Source organism: Enterobacter cloacae complex sp. SHL020, assembly GCF_049236945.1.
GTDB classification, from domain to species: domain Bacteria; phylum Pseudomonadota; class Gammaproteobacteria; order Enterobacterales; family Enterobacteriaceae; genus Enterobacter; species Enterobacter dykesii.
The window spans coordinates 204,739-221,407 of the sequence record NZ_JBMKJF010000005.1 but is presented as its reverse complement, the minus strand read 5'-3'; the positions used below and the strand labels follow the sequence as shown (position 1 = coordinate 221,407).

General features: G+C 57.3%; 13 protein-coding genes. 11 read left to right on the top strand and 2 right to left on the bottom strand.

Annotated elements, in window-relative coordinates:
* Positions 1–38: 38 nt before the first annotated feature.
* Positions 39–881, bottom strand: a complete 843-nt coding sequence (queF, locus tag ACOTZB_RS14865) for an NADPH-dependent 7-cyano-7-deazaguanine reductase QueF (RefSeq protein WP_023309026.1) — start codon at positions 879–881, stop codon at positions 39–41.
* Positions 882–950: 69 nt separating this feature from the next.
* Here queF and syd point away from each other — a divergent pair, with 69 nt between their 5' ends.
* From syd to ACOTZB_RS14825, 8 genes are all read left to right on the top strand, one after another.
* The gene (gene syd, locus ACOTZB_RS14860) at positions 951–1,496 is read left to right on the top strand and encodes a SecY-interacting protein (protein ID WP_023309025.1); all 546 of its coding nucleotides are present in this window, start codon (positions 951–953) and stop codon (positions 1,494–1,496) included.
* A 631-nt stretch (positions 1,497–2,127) separates the two neighbouring features.
* The gene (locus ACOTZB_RS14855; protein ID WP_023309024.1) at positions 2,128–2,457 is read left to right on the top strand and encodes a YqcC family protein; all 330 of its coding nucleotides are present in this window, start codon (positions 2,128–2,130) and stop codon (positions 2,455–2,457) included.
* Entirely contained in the window at positions 2,454–3,230 is a 777-nt protein-coding gene (truC, locus tag ACOTZB_RS14850; RefSeq protein ID WP_421627609.1) for a tRNA pseudouridine(65) synthase TruC, read from the top strand. The genes ACOTZB_RS14855 and truC overlap by 4 nt, the downstream gene beginning before the upstream one ends.
* Before the next feature lie 24 nt (positions 3,231–3,254).
* A complete protein-coding gene (locus ACOTZB_RS14845) occupies positions 3,255–3,704 on the top strand; it encodes a flavodoxin (protein WP_029741558.1) in 450 nt (149 codons plus the stop codon).
* Positions 3,705–3,998: 294 nt separating this feature from the next.
* The gene (gudP, locus tag ACOTZB_RS14840) at positions 3,999–5,354 is read left to right on the top strand and encodes a galactarate/glucarate/glycerate transporter GudP (RefSeq protein WP_421627607.1); all 1,356 of its coding nucleotides are present in this window, start codon (positions 3,999–4,001) and stop codon (positions 5,352–5,354) included.
* Positions 5,354–6,694: an enolase C-terminal domain-like protein gene (locus tag ACOTZB_RS14835; RefSeq protein WP_421627647.1), complete on the top strand. Its 1,341-nt coding sequence runs from the start codon at positions 5,354–5,356 to the stop codon at positions 6,692–6,694. The genes gudP and ACOTZB_RS14835 overlap by 1 nt, the downstream gene beginning before the upstream one ends.
* Before the next feature lie 15 nt (positions 6,695–6,709).
* On the top strand, positions 6,710–8,047 hold the full coding sequence (gene gudD / locus ACOTZB_RS14830) for a glucarate dehydratase (protein ID WP_421627606.1): 1,338 nt from the start codon (positions 6,710–6,712) through the stop codon (positions 8,045–8,047).
* 77 nt (positions 8,048–8,124) lie between these two features.
* A complete protein-coding gene (locus ACOTZB_RS14825) occupies positions 8,125–9,264 on the top strand; it encodes a glycerate kinase (protein ID WP_421627605.1) in 1,140 nt (379 codons plus the stop codon).
* Between the two features lie 83 nt (positions 9,265–9,347).
* Here the strand turns inward: ACOTZB_RS14825 and barA are convergent, their stop codons facing one another.
* Positions 9,348–12,107, bottom strand: coding sequence for a two-component sensor histidine kinase BarA (barA, locus tag ACOTZB_RS14820; protein ID WP_421627604.1), 2,760 nt, complete (start codon positions 12,105–12,107; stop codon positions 9,348–9,350).
* Positions 12,108–12,164: 57 nt separating this feature from the next.
* Here barA and rlmD point away from each other — a divergent pair, with 57 nt between their 5' ends.
* From rlmD to mazG, 3 genes are all read left to right on the top strand, one after another.
* The gene (rlmD, locus tag ACOTZB_RS14815; RefSeq protein WP_421627603.1) at positions 12,165–13,463 is read left to right on the top strand and encodes a 23S rRNA (uracil(1939)-C(5))-methyltransferase RlmD; all 1,299 of its coding nucleotides are present in this window, start codon (positions 12,165–12,167) and stop codon (positions 13,461–13,463) included.
* Between the two features lie 51 nt (positions 13,464–13,514).
* The gene (relA, locus tag ACOTZB_RS14810; protein WP_421627602.1) at positions 13,515–15,746 is read left to right on the top strand and encodes a GTP diphosphokinase; all 2,232 of its coding nucleotides are present in this window, start codon (positions 13,515–13,517) and stop codon (positions 15,744–15,746) included.
* Positions 15,747–15,812: 66 nt separating this feature from the next.
* A complete protein-coding gene (mazG, locus tag ACOTZB_RS14805) occupies positions 15,813–16,604 on the top strand; it encodes a nucleoside triphosphate pyrophosphohydrolase (protein WP_047650251.1) in 792 nt (263 codons plus the stop codon).
* The last annotated feature ends 65 nt before the right edge of the window (positions 16,605–16,669 follow it).

Here is a 16,669-nt window from a genome sequence, read left to right as displayed (position 1 = left end):
GCGCGGAAGATACCGCGCATATTGTGAAAATATTTATATTACTGACGCACCAGCCGTCCCGTTGCCGGCACAAAATCGGTGTTGGTGCGCCACGGGTTGATGTCCAGACCGCCGCGGCGGGTGTAGCGCGCGTAAACGCTCAGTTTTTCTGGCTGGCAGAAACGCTGAATATCGCTAAAGATGCGCTCCACGCACTGCTCGTGGAATTCGTTGTGATGGCGGAAAGACACCAGGTAGCGCAGCAGCTTTTCCCGGTCAATTTTCGGGCCGCGGTACTGGATCTGCACCGAGCCCCAGTCCGGCTGGTGGGTGATCAGGCAGTTAGATTTCAGCAGATGGCTGACCAGCGTCTCTTCAACCACTTTGCCGCTCGCCGCGTTTTCGAGGTAATCGGCGCTGAATTCATAATTCTCCACCTCGATATCCTGATCGTCGATGCAGGTCCCGTTGAAGCGGGCGACTGGCTGCCCCTCCAGCTCGTGCAGGCGATACAGTGAAACGCTCACCTTTCCCTGCGCGCAGGCGCTTAAATCACGTTCCAGGGTGTGCTGAACGTCGTCCCAGCTGTTGAATTTAGTCTGGTTAAAGCTGTTGAGATAGAGCTTAAAGCTTTTGGATTCCACGAGATTAACGCTGGCGTAATCCAGCTCAACGTGGCCCACTGCCACCTGCGGCAGACCGCGCGCGTTAAGCCACGAGAGTTCGTACAGCGTCCAGATGTCACCGCCGACAAACGGCAAGGCATCCGCATGCAGGCCCAGAGGATCGCGGTTCAGGCTGCGCGGCACGCCCTGCAGCAGGCTTGCATCGTAGGTATCGCGGTAATCGGTCGATTTACCCAGCGTTAAGCCGGTTAACGCCTGATGATTTTCGTAAGACATGTTTCATAGCCACTTTACAGGTACACTTATGGCCTGAGTTTATCCTGTCTGACAAGAAGAGAGAAATCGGTGGACATCGAAACTGCAAATGCCCTCACTACCTTCACGGCCCGCTACTGCGATGCATGGCATGAAAAGCACGGAACATGGCCACAAAGCACTGATTTGTATGGCGTACCCTCGCCATGCATTATCTCTTCAGTCGACGATTACGTTATCTGGCAGCCAAAACCTTTCGACGGCGAGCAAAATGTAAATGCGGTTGAGCGTGCAATGGACATTGTGGTACAACCAGCGGTTCACGCGTTTTATACCACGCAGTTCGCAGGGGATATGCCCGCGCGCTTTGCTGATATCACGCTGACGCTGTTGCAGACCTGGAGCGAAGACGATCTGCAGCGTGTTCAGGAAAACCTGATTGGTCATCTGGTTACGCAAAAACGCCTTAAGCTTTCTCCGACGCTTTTTATTGCCACGCTGGACAGCGAACTGGATGTGTTATCCGTATGTAACCTGTCAGGTGAAGTGGTTAAAGAGACTATCGGCACCCGCAATCGCGAGACTCTCGCCCCCTCTCTTGCGGATTTCCTCACCCGACTTGAGCCCCTTCTGTAATCCATGCTGCTACAGCGCGTGTGAGAGATCTCTTACAAGGTTTGTGAGAGATCGCTGGAACATTCAGTATTACCTCATTAAATTCAGATTAATATCACTCTATTTTTCAACAGATTAGTTGTTCATCCTATTATTTTTAGGGAGCCTGTGCGTCTTACAACTCTGGCTGAGTGGGTTGTAAGACGAAGCGGAATAGCGGATTCTATCTCCGTCGACAGGACGCCGACACGAGAAACGAACATCAGGATGATGGCGTTTCTCACACAGGACTCGTCAGGATGGCGCTGCAGGAAGGCTTCAGGATGAAGCGAAGTGGATAACGCAGGATGCGTAAGGGACACCTCCAGGAAGGAGAATGAGAGCCGGTCAGGATGGTCGGTGGGTCAGGAAGGCCAGGACGTTTCGGGATGAAACAAACGCGTCAGGAAGATGTGTGCAGGATGCATTGGCTTACGGATGACCAGGCCTTCGGGCTTCAGGAAAAGTTGTCACGGATGAGCAGGGAGCACGAATTGTAGCTGGAATGCTGCGAAACGAACCGGGAGCACTGTTTTTACAGTGCTCCCTTTTTTTATTTCTGCCTTCCGCAATGCTATGCTGCGCGCCGTTCACTTTTTCAGTTGAGGTTACTATGACGCAACACGATAGCGTTCGTGCTCAGTTGCACGCCATCGAAGCCCTTTTGCGCCAACATCAGCTGTGGCAGGAGACCGCGCCGCAGCCAGAAGCGTTCGCGAGCACTCAGCCCTTCTGCCTGGATACGCTGGCCCCGTTTGAATGGCTGCAGTGGGTGTTAATTCCGCGCATGCACGCCCTGCTTGAGGGCGGTCACCCGCTGCCGCAGGCGTTTGCTGTCTCTCCCTACTATGAAATGGCGCTCGAGGCGACGCACCCTGCGCGCGACGTGATGCTGGTCGAACTGGAAAAACTGGATGCCCTGTTTGCCGGTGAAGATGCATGACGCTTGAGATCCTCTATCAGGACGAGTGGCTGGTAGCGGTGAATAAACCGTCAGGCTGGCTGGTACACCGCAGCTGGCTCGATCGCGATGAGAAAGTGGTGGTGATGCAGACCGTTCGCGACCAGATTGGTCAGCATGTTTTTACCGCCCATCGTCTCGACAGGCCGACCTCCGGCGTGCTGCTGATGGGGCTTTCCAGCGAGGCGGGGCGTTTGCTGTCACAGCAGTTTGAACAGCATCAGATGCAAAAGCGCTACCACGCGATCGTGCGCGGCTGGCTGACGGAAGCCGCCACGCTGGACTATCCGCTGGTGGAGGAACTGGACAAAATCGCCGATAAATTTGCCCGCGATGACAAAGGTCCGCAGCCCGCGGTGACGGACTATCGCGGCATGGCGACGACCGAAATGCCGGTTGCAACCAGCAAATTTCCGACCACACGCTACAGCCTGGTTGAGCTTCTGCCTAAAACCGGGCGTAAGCACCAGCTGCGACGCCATCTTGCGCACCTGCGCCATCCGATTATTGGCGACAGCAAACACGGTGATTTGCGCCAGAACCGCAGTGCGGCCGAACACTTTGGCTGCCATCGTCTGATGCTTCACGCCAGCGAGCTGAGCCTGACGCACCCGTTTACCGGCGAGCCGCTGACTATCCGTGCTGGGCTGGACGACGTCTGGATGCAGGCGCTGTCACAGTTTGGCTGGCTGGGCCAACTCCGCGAAAATGAAAGGGTTGAGTTTGTATCGGGCAACGTTCAGGATGAACGGTAAGCGCATTCATTATGGGAAAACATCATGGCTGAAGTAGGCATTTTTGTCGGGACAATGTACGGCAACTCGCTGCTGGTAGCGGAAGAGGCTGAGGCAATACTCGCCAGCCAGGGCCATAAAGCCACGGTCTATGAAGACCCGGAGCTGGCAGACTGGGAAAAGTATAAAGATAAATACATTCTGGTGGTGACCTCCACCACCGGGCAGGGCGATCTGCCGGACAGCATCGTGCCGCTTTTCCAGGGAATTAAAGACCAGCTTGGCTATCAGCCGGACGTGCACTACGGCATCATTGCTCTGGGCGACAGCTCTTACGCTAACTTCTGCGGCGGCGGCAAGCAGTTCGATGCGCTCCTGCAGGAACAGAGCGCCCAGCGCGTCGGCGAGATGCTGCTGATTGACGCGGGTGAGCACCCGGAGCCCGAAAGCGAGTCGAACCCGTGGGTCGAACACTGGGCAACGCTCCTTAAATAGTTCTCCAGGCCGGGTAAGGCTTAGCCGCCACCCGGCGATACACCCCGCTCCAAACGCCAATTCCGTGAACCACATTCCATTCCCCTGGGCTTATGCCATAAACAACCTCTCATGCATCCTTCAATACTGTGTTTTTGCACGGTGAGAGAACGGACCACTCCTTCATATACTTTTCCGGTCACTATAAAACGGCGTCAGGCCGTACCAAAACGACAAATACCAATCTCATTCTGATTACCCTACCGGTGCTGTACAGAATGAACCAGGCGAAAGCTATGTTTCAGGAGTGCAACAATGAGTACATTAAGCCACGCAGCGAGCAGCGCTGAAAAGCGCACTAATGCCCGCTACTGGATAGTGGTGATGCTGTTTATCGTCACATCCTTTAACTATGGTGACCGCGCCACGCTGTCGATTGCCGGTTCGGAAATGGCAAAAGATATCGGCCTTGATCCGGTGGGCATGGGTTACGTTTTCTCCGCATTCTCATGGGCCTACGTCATCGGGCAAATTCCTGGCGGCTGGCTGCTGGACCGTTTTGGATCTAAACGCGTCTATTTCTGGTCCATCTTTATCTGGTCGATGTTTACCCTGTTGCAGGGTTTCGTCGATATCTTCAGCGGCTTCGGCATTATCGTGGCGCTCTTCACGCTGCGCTTCCTGGTAGGCTTAGCGGAAGCACCTTCCTTCCCGGGTAACAGCCGCATTGTGGCGGCCTGGTTTCCGGCGCAGGAGAGGGGAACGGCGGTGGCGATTTTTAACTCCGCACAGTACTTCGCGACGGTGATCTTTGCGCCCATTATGGGCTGGCTGACCCATGAGGTGGGCTGGTCACACGTCTTCTTCTTTATGGGCGGGCTTGGGATCGTCATCAGCTTTATCTGGCTGAAAGTGATCCATGAACCCAACCAGCATCCAGGCGTGAACAAAAAAGAGCTGGAGTACATTGCGGAAGGCGGCGCGCTGATCAACATGGATCAGAAATCCGCAAAAGCAAAAGTCCCGTTCAGCCAGAAATGGGCGCAGATCAAGCAGCTCGTCGGCTCGCGCATGATGATCGGCATCTATCTGGGCCAGTACTGTATTAACGCTTTAACCTACTTCTTCATCACCTGGTTCCCGGTATACCTGGTGCAGGCACGCGGCATGTCGATCCTGAAAGCGGGATTTGTCGCGTCGGTCCCGGCAATCTGCGGCTTCGTCGGCGGCGTGCTCGGCGGAGTGATTTCCGACTGGCTGATGCGCCGCACCGGCTCGCTGAACATCGCGCGTAAAATCCCGATTGTGCTCGGCATGCTGCTCTCCATGACCATGGTGTTCTGTAACTACGTCAGCGCCGAATGGATGATTATCGGCTTTATGGCGATGGCCTTCTTCGGCAAAGGCATTGGCGCGCTGGGCTGGGCGGTGATGGCGGATACGGCGCCGAAAGAGATCAGCGGCCTGAGCGGCGGTCTGTTCAACATGTTCGGCAACATCTCCGGGATTGTTACGCCAATCGCTATCGGCTACATCGTCGGCACCACCGGCTCTTTCAACGGTGCGCTAATCTACGTGGGGGTGCATGCGCTGGTGGCGGTATTGAGCTACCTGGTGCTGGTGGGGGATATCAAACGCGTCGAACTTAAACCTGTTGCGGAGCGTGGATGATGACAACGCAATCGAGCCCAACCGTCACGGAGATGAAGGTTATTCCGGTGGCCGGGCAGGACAGCATGCTGCTCAATATCGGCGGGGCGCATAACGCCTGGTTTACCCGTAATATCGTCGTGCTGAAAGACAGCGCAGGGAATACCGGCGTGGGCGAAGCCCCGGGCGGAGAGGTGATCTACCAGACGCTGGTCGATGCCATTCCGCTGGTCGTGGGTCAGGAGGTCGCCCGCCTGAACAAGGTCGTTCAGCGTGTGCATAAGGGCAATCAGTCGGCGGACTTTGATACCTTCGGAAAAGGTGCCTGGACGTTCGAACTGCGGGTCAACGCAGTCGCCGCGCTGGAGGCCGCCCTGCTCGACTTGCTGGGTAAGGTGCTCAATGTTCCGGTTTGCGAGCTGCTGGGGCCCGGCAAACAGCGTGATGCGGTCACCGTGCTGGGCTATCTGTTCTACGTTGGCGATCGCAATAAAACCGATCTCCCCTATCTGGCGCGATCCACGGGCGATCACGACTGGTATCGCCTGCGCCACCAGGAAGCGCTCTCCAGCGACGCGGTGGTGCGTCTGGCCGAGGCGGCGCAGGATCGCTACGGCTTTAAGGATTTCAAGCTGAAGGGCGGCGTGCTGCCCGGCGAGCAGGAGATTGACACGGCCCGGGCGCTGAAAAAACGCTTTGCGGATGCGCGGATCACCGTTGACCCGAACGGCGCCTGGCTGCTGGATGAAGCGATTAGCCTGTGCAAAGGGCTGGGGGATGTCCTGACCTATGCGGAAGATCCCTGTGGCGCGGAGCAGGGCTTCTCGGGCCGCGAAGTCATGGCTGAGTTTCGTCGCGCCACCGGGCTGCCGGTCGCGACCAATATGATCGCCACCAACTGGCGTGAAATGGCTCATGCGGTGATGCTGAACGCTGTCGACATACCGCTGGCGGACCCTCACTTCTGGACGCTTTCTGGCGCAGTGCGCGTGGCGCAGCTGTGCGATGACTGGGGGCTGACCTGGGGCTGTCACTCGAACAACCACTTTGATATTTCGCTGGCGATGTTTACACACGTTGGCGCGGCGGCGCCGGGTAACCCGACCGCCATCGACACCCACTGGATTTGGCAGGAAGGTGAAGCCCGCCTGACGAAAAATCCGCTGGAAATCATCAATGGCAAGATTGCCGTACCGGATGCGCCGGGCCTGGGCGTGGAGATTGACTGGGATCGGATCCATAAAGCCCATGAGGCGTATAAAAAGCTACCGGGCGGCGCGCGTAACGACGCGGGCCCGATGCAGTACCTGATCCCCGGCTGGACATTTGACCGCAAGCGCCCTGTTTTTGGACGTCACTGATAAAAGGATTACACGATGAGTACTTTTACGACCCCTGTCGTCACTTCCATGCAAATCATTCCGGTTGCGGGTCATGACAGCATGCTGATGAACCTGAGCGGCGCGCATGCGCCGTTCTTTACCCGCAACATTGTCATTATCAAAGACAATTCCGGCCATACGGGCGTGGGCGAAATTCCGGGCGGGGAGAAGATCCGCCGGACGCTGGAAGATGCCATTCCGCTGGTGGTGGGCAAAGCGCTGGGCGAGTACAAAAATGTCCTCAACACCGTGCGCAATACCTTTGCCGATCGCGATGCCGGAGGGCGTGGCCTGCAGACCTTCGATCTGCGCACCACCATTCATGTGGTGACCGGGATTGAATCCGCGATGCTGGATCTGCTGGGTCAGCATCTGGGCGTTAACGTTGCGTCGCTGTTGGGTGAGGGGCAGCAGCGCAGCGAAGTGGAAATGCTGGGCTATCTGTTCTTTGTCGGCGACCGCAGGCTGACGCCGTTGCCTTATCAGAGCCAGCCGGATGAACAATGCGACTGGTATCGACTTCGCCACGACGAGGCGATGACCCCGGATGCGGTGGTGCGCCTGGCGGAAGCCGCTTACGAGAAGTATGGCTTCAACGATTTCAAACTGAAGGGCGGCGTGCTGGCCGGTGAGGAAGAGGCGGAAGCCGTTACCGCGCTGGCAAAACGTTTCCCGCAGGCACGCGTGACGCTGGATCCGAACGGCGCATGGTCGCTTGAAGAAGCGATCAAAATTGGCAAGCAGCTGAAAGGCGTGCTGGCGTATGCGGAAGATCCGTGCGGGGCTGAACAGGGCTTCTCGGGCCGTGAAGTCATGGCGGAGTTCCGCCGCGCCACGGGGCTGCCGACCGCGACCAATATGATTGCCACCGACTGGCGTCAGATGGGACATACCTTATCCCTCCAGTCAGTTGACATTCCGCTGGCGGACCCGCATTTCTGGACGATGCAGGGGTCGGTGCGCGTGGCGCAAATGTGCCACGAGTTTGGCCTGACCTGGGGCTCGCACTCTAATAACCACTTCGACGTGTCGCTGGCGATGTTCACGCACGTTGCCGCCGCCGCACCGGGCACGATTACCGCTATCGACACGCACTGGATCTGGCAGGAAGGTAATCAGCGTCTGACTAAGCAGCCCTTTGAGATAATAGGTGGCATGGTGCAGGTGCCTTCCACGCCGGGGCTGGGGGTTGAGCTGGATATGGACCAGGTCATGAAAGCCCATGAGCTGTATCAAAAACACGGTCTGGGCGCGCGCGACGACGCGATGGCGATGCAGTATCTGATTCCCGACTGGGCATTCGACAATAAACGCCCGTGCATGGTACGATAAACGCATTGGGACCGCTCCCATGAGCGGTCTTTTACGTGGTGTATGCTTAACGTAACGACTATGCGTAAGGATGGCTTATGAAAATTGTTATCGCACCGGACTCGTATAAGGAAAGTTTGAGTGCGCTTGAGGTTGCGACAGCGATAGAACGTGGTTTTCGCGAGATCTTTCCCGAAGCGGTTTACGTCAAACTGCCGGTCGCGGACGGTGGCGAAGGGACGGTTGAGGCGATGATCGCGGCAACGCAGGGACGCATTGTGCATGTTCCGGTGACCGGCCCGCTGGGTGAGCGCGTGGAAGGGTTTTATGGCTTGTCCGGTGACGAGCAGAGTGCCTTTATTGAAATGGCGGCGGCAAGCGGCCTGGAGCTGGTCGTTCCTTCACAGCGTAATCCCCTGAAAACCACCTCGTGGGGCACGGGCGAACTTATTCGTCACGCGCTGGATGCGGGCGTTAAGCATATCATCATTGGCATTGGCGGCAGTGCCACCAATGACGGCGGAGCAGGAATGGTGCAGGCGCTGGGGGCAAAGCTGCTGGACGACAGCGGGCAGCCCCTTGGGCAGGGCGGGGGTGAACTGGGAAAACTCGCGCGTATCGACCTGAGCGGGCTGGACAGACGTCTGGCGGAGTGCCGGATTGAGGTCGCCTGTGATGTGACGAATCCGCTCACCGGTAAGGATGGCGCGTCAGCCGTATTTGGTCCGCAAAAGGGGGCCACTCCCGAGATGATCGTTACCCTGGACAACGCGCTGGCGGAGTATGCGAGAGCCATTGCCCGGGATCTGGATATCGACGTGCTAAACCTTGCTGGCGGCGGCGCGGCGGGTGGCATGGGGGCCGCGCTGTACGCCTTTTGCGGCGCGCAGCTGCGCCAGGGCATTGAGATCGTGACCGATGCGCTACACCTGGCCGACCAGGTGGCCGATGCGGATCTGGTGATCACGGGAGAAGGCCGCATCGACAGCCAGACGATCCACGGCAAAGTCCCGGTGGGCGTGGCGAAAGTGGCGAAACGCTTTAACAAACCCGTCATCGGCATTGCAGGCAGCCTGACGGCGGACGTTGGCGTGGTACACGATCACGGCATTGATGCGGTTTTTAGCGTGATCTACACCATCTGCTCGCTGGAGGATGCGCTGGAAAATGCCAGCGAGAACGTCAGGATGGCCGCCAGGAATATCGCGGCGGTGCTGAAAGTGGGGCAGGGAATGTAGTGCTCCCTCTCCCTGTGGGAGAGGACATCAGGCCGCAACCGCAATTGTAGGCCCGGTAAGCGTAGCGCCACCGGGCTTTTACCTCAGCTTCCCAGCACCTTCGTTGCTTCCCGCGTTACGTTATCCATCTCATCCAGCAGCTCCAGGAACTCCGGTTCAAGCTCCGATTCCGGCGTGCCGGCACGCAGCTGCTGCTCCACCAGCTGGCAGAGGTTTTTCAGCCGCGGTACGCCGCTGTACCCGCAGCTGCCGTGCAGCTTGTGGATTGCTTCCAGCAGCGCTTCCGGGTTTTCACCTACCAGCTGCTCTTCCACCTTATTGCGAATTTCCGGCAGAAACGCGACCAGCATTTGCAGCATTTCGCGGGCCAAATCGGGTTTACCGGCCGCCTGGCGCAGCGCGAGCTGCCAGTCAAAGGTGGCGTTCTGGTTAACGCTGATTTCAACCGGCTCGCTGGAAACCGTGTACGTCCCGCCAATGTGACCCGGCTTATAGCGTAACAGCAGGTTATGAAGTTTCTCTTCATCGATGGGCTTCGCCAGATAGTCATTCATCCCGGCGCTCAGCAGCTTCTCTTTCTGACCGGCCATCGCGTGCGCGGTGACCGCAATGACCGGGGTTTGCTGCTGATGCGGCAACTGGTGGATCAGCTCGCAGGCCCGAATGCCATCCATGCCCGGCATCTGAATATCCATCAGGATTAAATCGAACTGCATCTGCTTCGCCTGTTCAACCGCCTGCGCGCCGCTGGTGCACAGCTCAACGTGCTGAACCTGGTCCTCAAGCAATGCGCCAATCAGCTTCAGGTTGGCTTGATTATCATCCACTGCCATCACGCTCATGGGCAATTTTTGCTCATCGTTAATCAGCGGGAGAGCATGCTGGCTATGACGGCAATACTCCGTGAGCGCGGGCAGGAGGCGGGTCGAGGTGAGCGGCTTCAGCAGACACGCGGCGGCTCCGTCGTTTTTCAACTCCTCTGCATTAATCTGGGCGTGGCAGGGTAGCGCCAGCAGCAAATAGTCGGTCATCGATGCGGCTTTCGCCAGCCGCTCCTGCTGCATGGTCAGTTCGCCGGTGAAGGTAACCGGGATCCCCATCAGCAGAATATCGTAGTGCTCAACGGCAAGCGCTGAGAAGGTTGGGCTGTAGACCACCTCCAGCGGCGTGGTGCTTAAAATATCGAGCGCGCACTGCGCGGCCGCCGCGTTAGGTTCGACGTAGGCCAGACGCTTGCCTTTCAGGCAGTCCGTCACCGGGCCATCTGTCAGGACATTCGGATTGAGGTCCAGATTAATGTGGAACCAGAAGGTTGAACCACGGTTCGGCTGGCTGTGGAAAGAGATATCGCCGCCCATCTCGTTCACCAGGCGCTGGGTGATCACCAGCCCCAGGCCGGTACCGCCATGACGGCGGGAGATACTGGCGTCCGCCTGACGGAACGCCTGGAACAGACGCGACTGATCCCGCTCAGGAATACCGATGCCGGTATCGCGGATCTGGACTTCAATCTGCACCTTATTGCTGCTGATGGAGCGTTTTTCTACCAGAATGTCGATGTTACCGCTTTCGGTGAATTTAATCGCATTCCCGACAAGGTTGGTAATGACCTGCTGCAGGCGCAGCGGATCGCCAATGACGTTATCCGGCACGTCGTTTTTAATATTAAGCGTCAGCTCAAGACCTTTGTCGTGCGACGAGTGCGCGAGCAGCGTCACCACCTCATCGAGCGTACTTCGCAGCGGGAACGGAATGCTCTCCAGGATCAGCTTGCCCGCTTCCAGCTTGGAGAAGTCCAGCACGTCGTTGATGATCGCCAGCAGGTTGTTGGCCGAGCGTTCAATGGTGTGCAGGTGATCGCGCTGAGTAGGATTCAGTTCGCTTTTCAGCGTCAGGCGGGTAAAGCCGATCACGCCATTGAGCGGCGTGCGCAGCTCGTGCGACATATTGGCCAGGAATTCCGATTTAATACGCGCGGCTTCCTGGGCGCGTTTTTTCGCCAGATCCAGCTCGACATTCTGGATCTCCATTTGCTCCAGCGTTTCGCGCAGGTCGGACGTCGCCTGGTCAACGTTGTGCTGCATCTCTTCATGATACGCCGCCAGCGACATGGCCATCGAGTTGATGCCGTTCTTCAGCATGTCCAGCTCACCCAGCATAAACCCTTCCACCCGGCTGTCGAGCTGGCCGCGGCGGATGCGGTCAACCGTGTTAACCATGTTGCGGATGGGGCCCGTCACGTCACGCATCAGGCGCCAGCCGAAGATCAGCGCAATGCCAATGCAGAACAGCATCATCACGCCAGAGATGAAAATTTCTTTGTACTGCTGTAGCCGGACCGACTTGAGATCCAGCTCGAGCGCCACGTATCCCAGCATATTGTTGCTGGATTTAGCGTCGGATTGCGCTGACTCATCGGGTGAATAGCTTTCCGACACGATCGGCGTGCGCAGGATCATGATATCGCCGCGCCGCAGTACGGTGAGGTGGCGCGGGAATGGCGTACCGTCCGGGATCTTCAGAGCCGCCGGATCGAGATGAAAATTCGAGGTGACAAACAGGCGGTTATGTTCGTCGTAAACGGAAATGGCGCGTACGATGTCCGAGTGACGACGATGCAGGACGCTAATTAACTGACCAATGGATTCGCGGTTTTGCAGGTTCATGCCGTACTCGCTGGAAACGGCAAGCGGTTCGATAATGCTGGCGCCTGCATCCTCCAGCTGTCGCTGCAAATCGTTATAGCGATGCACCACAAAGAAGATACTCAGCAGCAAACCGATCAATACGGTGGGGGCGAGGATCAAAATCATCATGCGTGCACGCAGGCTGTAGTTGGTCATGGCGTTCCGTTATGGGACAATTAAGATAATTATGTTTATGTGAGAAAAATCTCGGCGATGGCGCAATTCTACTCTGCAAAGCGACGCATGACGACGCGTGAAATCATTACTGTTGAAGCCACGGACCTCGATCCTTTTGGTCAGGGGGTGGCGCGGCACAACGGTAAGACACTGTTTATAACAGGTTTGCTGCCATCAGAACGAGCAGAAATTACGCTGACGGAAGATAAACGCCAGTACGCGCGCGGCCAGGTAAAGCGCCGACTGAGCGATAGCCCGGAACGCGAAGTGCCTCGCTGTCCCCATTTTGGCGTCTGCGGGGGCTGCCAGCAACAGCATGCGAGTACAGGATTACAGCAAAAAAGCAAAAGCCGCGCGCTGGCGCGTCTGCTTAAACACGACGTTAATGAGATCCTCGCCGACGAGCCCTGGGGCTATCGTCGACGCGCGCGCCTGAGCCTCAGCTATCAGCCAAAAACGGATCGTCTGGAGATGGGGTTTCGCAAGGCCGGTTCCAGTGACATTGTCGATGTGCAGCAGTGCCCCATTTTGGTGCCCCATCTTGAGGCATTGCTTCCGGAAGTGCGCACCTGTCTTTCCGGGCTGGACGGCGTTCGCCACCTCGGGCATGTCGAACTGGTCATGGCAAACAATGGACCGCTGATGGTCCTGCGCCATACCGCGCCGTTGTCGAAAAAAGATCGCGAAAAACTGGAACGCTTTTCGCATTCCCACGACCTGGCGCTTTTCCTTGCACCACAAAGCGAGATACTTGAGCAGGTTACCGGTGAGGCGCCCTGGTATGCGTCAAACGGGCTACGCTTAACGTTCAGCCCGCGGGATTTCATTCAGGTGAATGATGGCGTTAACCAACTGATGGTTGAGAAAGCGCTGACGTGGCTGGATGTTCAGAAAAGCGATCGGGTGCTCGATCTGTTCTGCGGAATGGGCAACTTCACGCTGCCGCTGGCGCGAAAAGCGGCCAGCGTCGTTGGCGTGGAAGGCGTTGAGGCGCTGGTGGCGAAAGGGCAGGAGAACGCGCAGCAGAACGGCTTGCAAAATGTGACATTCTTTCATCAAAATCTTGAGGAAGATGTCACCCAACAGCCGTGGGCAAAACAGGGCTTTGATAAAATTTTGCTCGACCCGGCGCGTGCCGGTGCCCCGGGCGTGATGGCACATATTATTAAACTCGCGCCGAAGCGCGTGGTCTATGTTTCCTGTAACCCGGCAACGCTTGCACGAGACAGCGAGGCATTACTCAGCGCGGGTTACCAGATTCAGCGTCTGGCAATGCTGGACATGTTCCCGCACACTGGACATCTGGAATCGATGGTGTTGTTCGAGCACATCTAATTTGTTTGGCTTGTCGACTTCGACAGGCCCTGGTCCCTAAAGGAGAGGACAATGGTTGCGGTAAGAAGTGCACATCTCAATAAAGCTGGGGAGTTTGACCCACAAAAATGGATCGCAAGTCTGGGAATTTCCAGCCAGCAGTCGTGTGAACGCTTAACCGAAACCTGGGCCTATTGTCTGCGCACCACGCAGGGGCATCCGGATGCCGATCTTCTCCTGTGGCGCGGCGTGGAGATGGTGGAAATCTTATCCATGCTGAACATGGATATTGAAACGCTGCAGGCCGCGCTGCTCTTCCCCCTCGCGGATGCGGAAGTGGTCAGCGAAGACGTGCTGCGCGACAGCGTCGGGAAATCCGTCGTCGCGCTGATCCACGGCGTGCGCGATATGGCGGCCATTCGCCAGCTCAAAGCCGCGCACACCGATTCCGTCTCATCTGAGCAGGTCGATAACGTTCGCCGGATGCTGCTGGCCATGGTGGATGACTTCCGCTGCGTGGTCATCAAGCTTGCCGAGCGGATTGCCCACCTGCGAGAGGTGAAGGATGCGCCGGAAGACGAGCGCGTGCTGGCGGCCAAAGAGTGTACAAATATCTACGCGCCGCTGGCGAACCGCTTAGGGATTGGTCAGCTGAAATGGGAGCTGGAAGATTACTGCTTCCGTTACCTGCACCCGGCAGAATACAAACGTATTGCCAAACTGCTGCACGAGCGCCGTATCGACCGCGAGCATTATATCGAGGAATTTGTCGGCGGGCTGCGCCAGGCGATGAAAGAAGAGAACGTGCGCGCCGAAGTCTACGGTCGGCCTAAGCATATCTACAGCATCTGGCGCAAAATGCAGAAGAAACACCTCGCCTTTGACGAGCTGTTTGACGTGCGCGCCGTGCGTATCGTGGCGGAGCGTCTGCAGGACTGCTACGCCGCGCTGGGGATAGTACACACCCATTTCCGTCATCTTCCCGATGAGTTCGATGACTATGTCGCCAACCCCAAACCGAACGGCTATCAGTCTATCCATACCGTTGTGCTTGGCCCTGGCGGCAAAACGGTCGAGATTCAGATCCGCACCAAACAGATGCATGAAGACGCCGAGCTGGGCGTTGCCGCGCACTGGAAATACAAAGAAGGTACGTCCGGCGGAGCGCGTTCTGGCCACGAAGACCGCATTGCCTGGCTGCGCAAGCTGATTGCGTGGCAGGAAGAGATGGCCGACTCCGGCGAGATGCTCGACGAAGTGCGTAGCCAGGTCTTTGACGATCGCGTCTACGTCTTTACCCCAAAAGGGGACGTTGTCGACCTGCCGGCGGGCTCTACGCCGCTAGATTTTGCCTACCACATCCACAGCGATGTGGGACACCGCTGCATCGGGGCGAAAATCGGCGGACGAATCGTACCGTTCACCTATCAACTGCAGATGGGTGACCAGATTGAAATCATTACCCAGAAGCAGCCCAACCCGAGCCGTGACTGGCTTAACCCGAACCTGGGCTACGTCACTACCAGCCGCGGGCGCTCGAAAATTCACGCCTGGTTCCGTAAACAGGATCGTGACAAGAACATCCTTGCCGGTCGTCAGATCCTCGACGACGAGCTGGAGCATATCGGAATCAGCCTGAAAGAGGCGGAAAAATTCCTGCTGCCGCGCTACAACTTCAACGAGCTTGACGAGCTGTTAGCGGCCATTGGCGGCGGTGATATTCGTCTGAATCAGATGGTGAACTTCCTGCAGGCGCAGTTCAATAAGCCAAGCGCGGAAGAGCAGGACGCGGCGGCGCTGAAGCAGCTGCAGCAGAAAACCTACGCGCCGCAGCAGCGCAGCAAAGACAACGGCCGCGTGGTGGTCGAGGGCGTGGGCAACCTGATGCACCACATCGCCCGCTGCTGTCAGCCAATCCCGGGCGACGATATCGTCGGCTTTATCACTCAGGGACGCGGAATTTCGATTCACCGTTCCGACTGTGACCAGCTTGCCGAGCTGCAGTCGCATGCGCCGGAGCGCATCGTGGAAGCGGTTTGGGGTGAGAGCTATTCTGCTGGCTACTCGCTGGTGGTGCGCGTCACTGCCAACGACCGCAGCGGCCTGCTGCGCGACATCACGACCATTCTCGCCAACGAGAAGGTCAACGTGCTGGGCGTCGCCAGCCGCAGCGATACCCGCGAGCAGCTTGCCACCATCGATATGACCATCGAAATCTACAACCTGCAGGTGCTGGGCCGCGTGCTTGGCAAGCTGAACCAGGTGCCGGATGTGATAGACGCGCGTCGTCTGCACGGCGGTTAAACACACTCTTCTGTAGGCCGGGTAAGGCTTTACCGCCGCCCGGCTTGTTTTTTAATGGAAAACACTATGACTCAAATCGACCGCCTGCTCGGCATCATGAAACGCCTGCGCGACCCGGAAAATGGCTGTCCGTGGGACAAAGAGCAGACTTTCGCCACCATTGCGCCTTATACCCTCGAAGAAACCTACGAGGTGCTGGACGCCATTTCCCGCGAAGACTTTGACGACCTGCGCGGCGAGCTGGGCGATCTGCTGTTCCAGGTGGTGTTCTATGCGCAAATGGCGCAGGAAGAGGGGCGCTTTAACTTTTACGATATCTGCGCTGCCATCAGCGACAAGCTTGAGCGCCGTCATCCCCATATTTTTGGTGACGCCACCGCAGGGAACAGCGCGGAGGTGCTGGCCCGCTGGGAGCAGATCAAAAGCGCCGAGCGAGCGGAAAAATCCCAGCATTCGGCGCTGGACGATATTCCGCTGAGCCTGCCCGCGCTGATGCGCGCGCACAAAATCCAGAAACGCTGCTCCGCCGTGGGTTTTGACTGGACCTCCCTCGGCCCGGTGCTGGATAAAGTGCACGAAGAGATTGACGAAGTCATGCACGAAGCGCAGCAGGCGGTGGTGGATGAAGCAAAGCTTGAGGAGGAGATGGGCGATCTGCTGTTTGCGACCGTCAACCTTTCTCGCCACCTGGGTGTAAAAGCGGAAACCGCCCTGCAAAAAGCCAACCTAAAATTCGAACGGCGCTTTCGCGAAGTTGAGCGGATTGTCGCCTCGCGAGGCCTGGAAATGAGCGGAATTGACCTCGAGGCAATGGAAGAAGTCTGGCAGGAAGTAAAGCGCCAGGAATCTGATCTCTAACGAAATTTTGCGATCAAGCGCAATTTGTGTGATTTTTTAAATGACAAGCGCTTGATTTGCGTCAA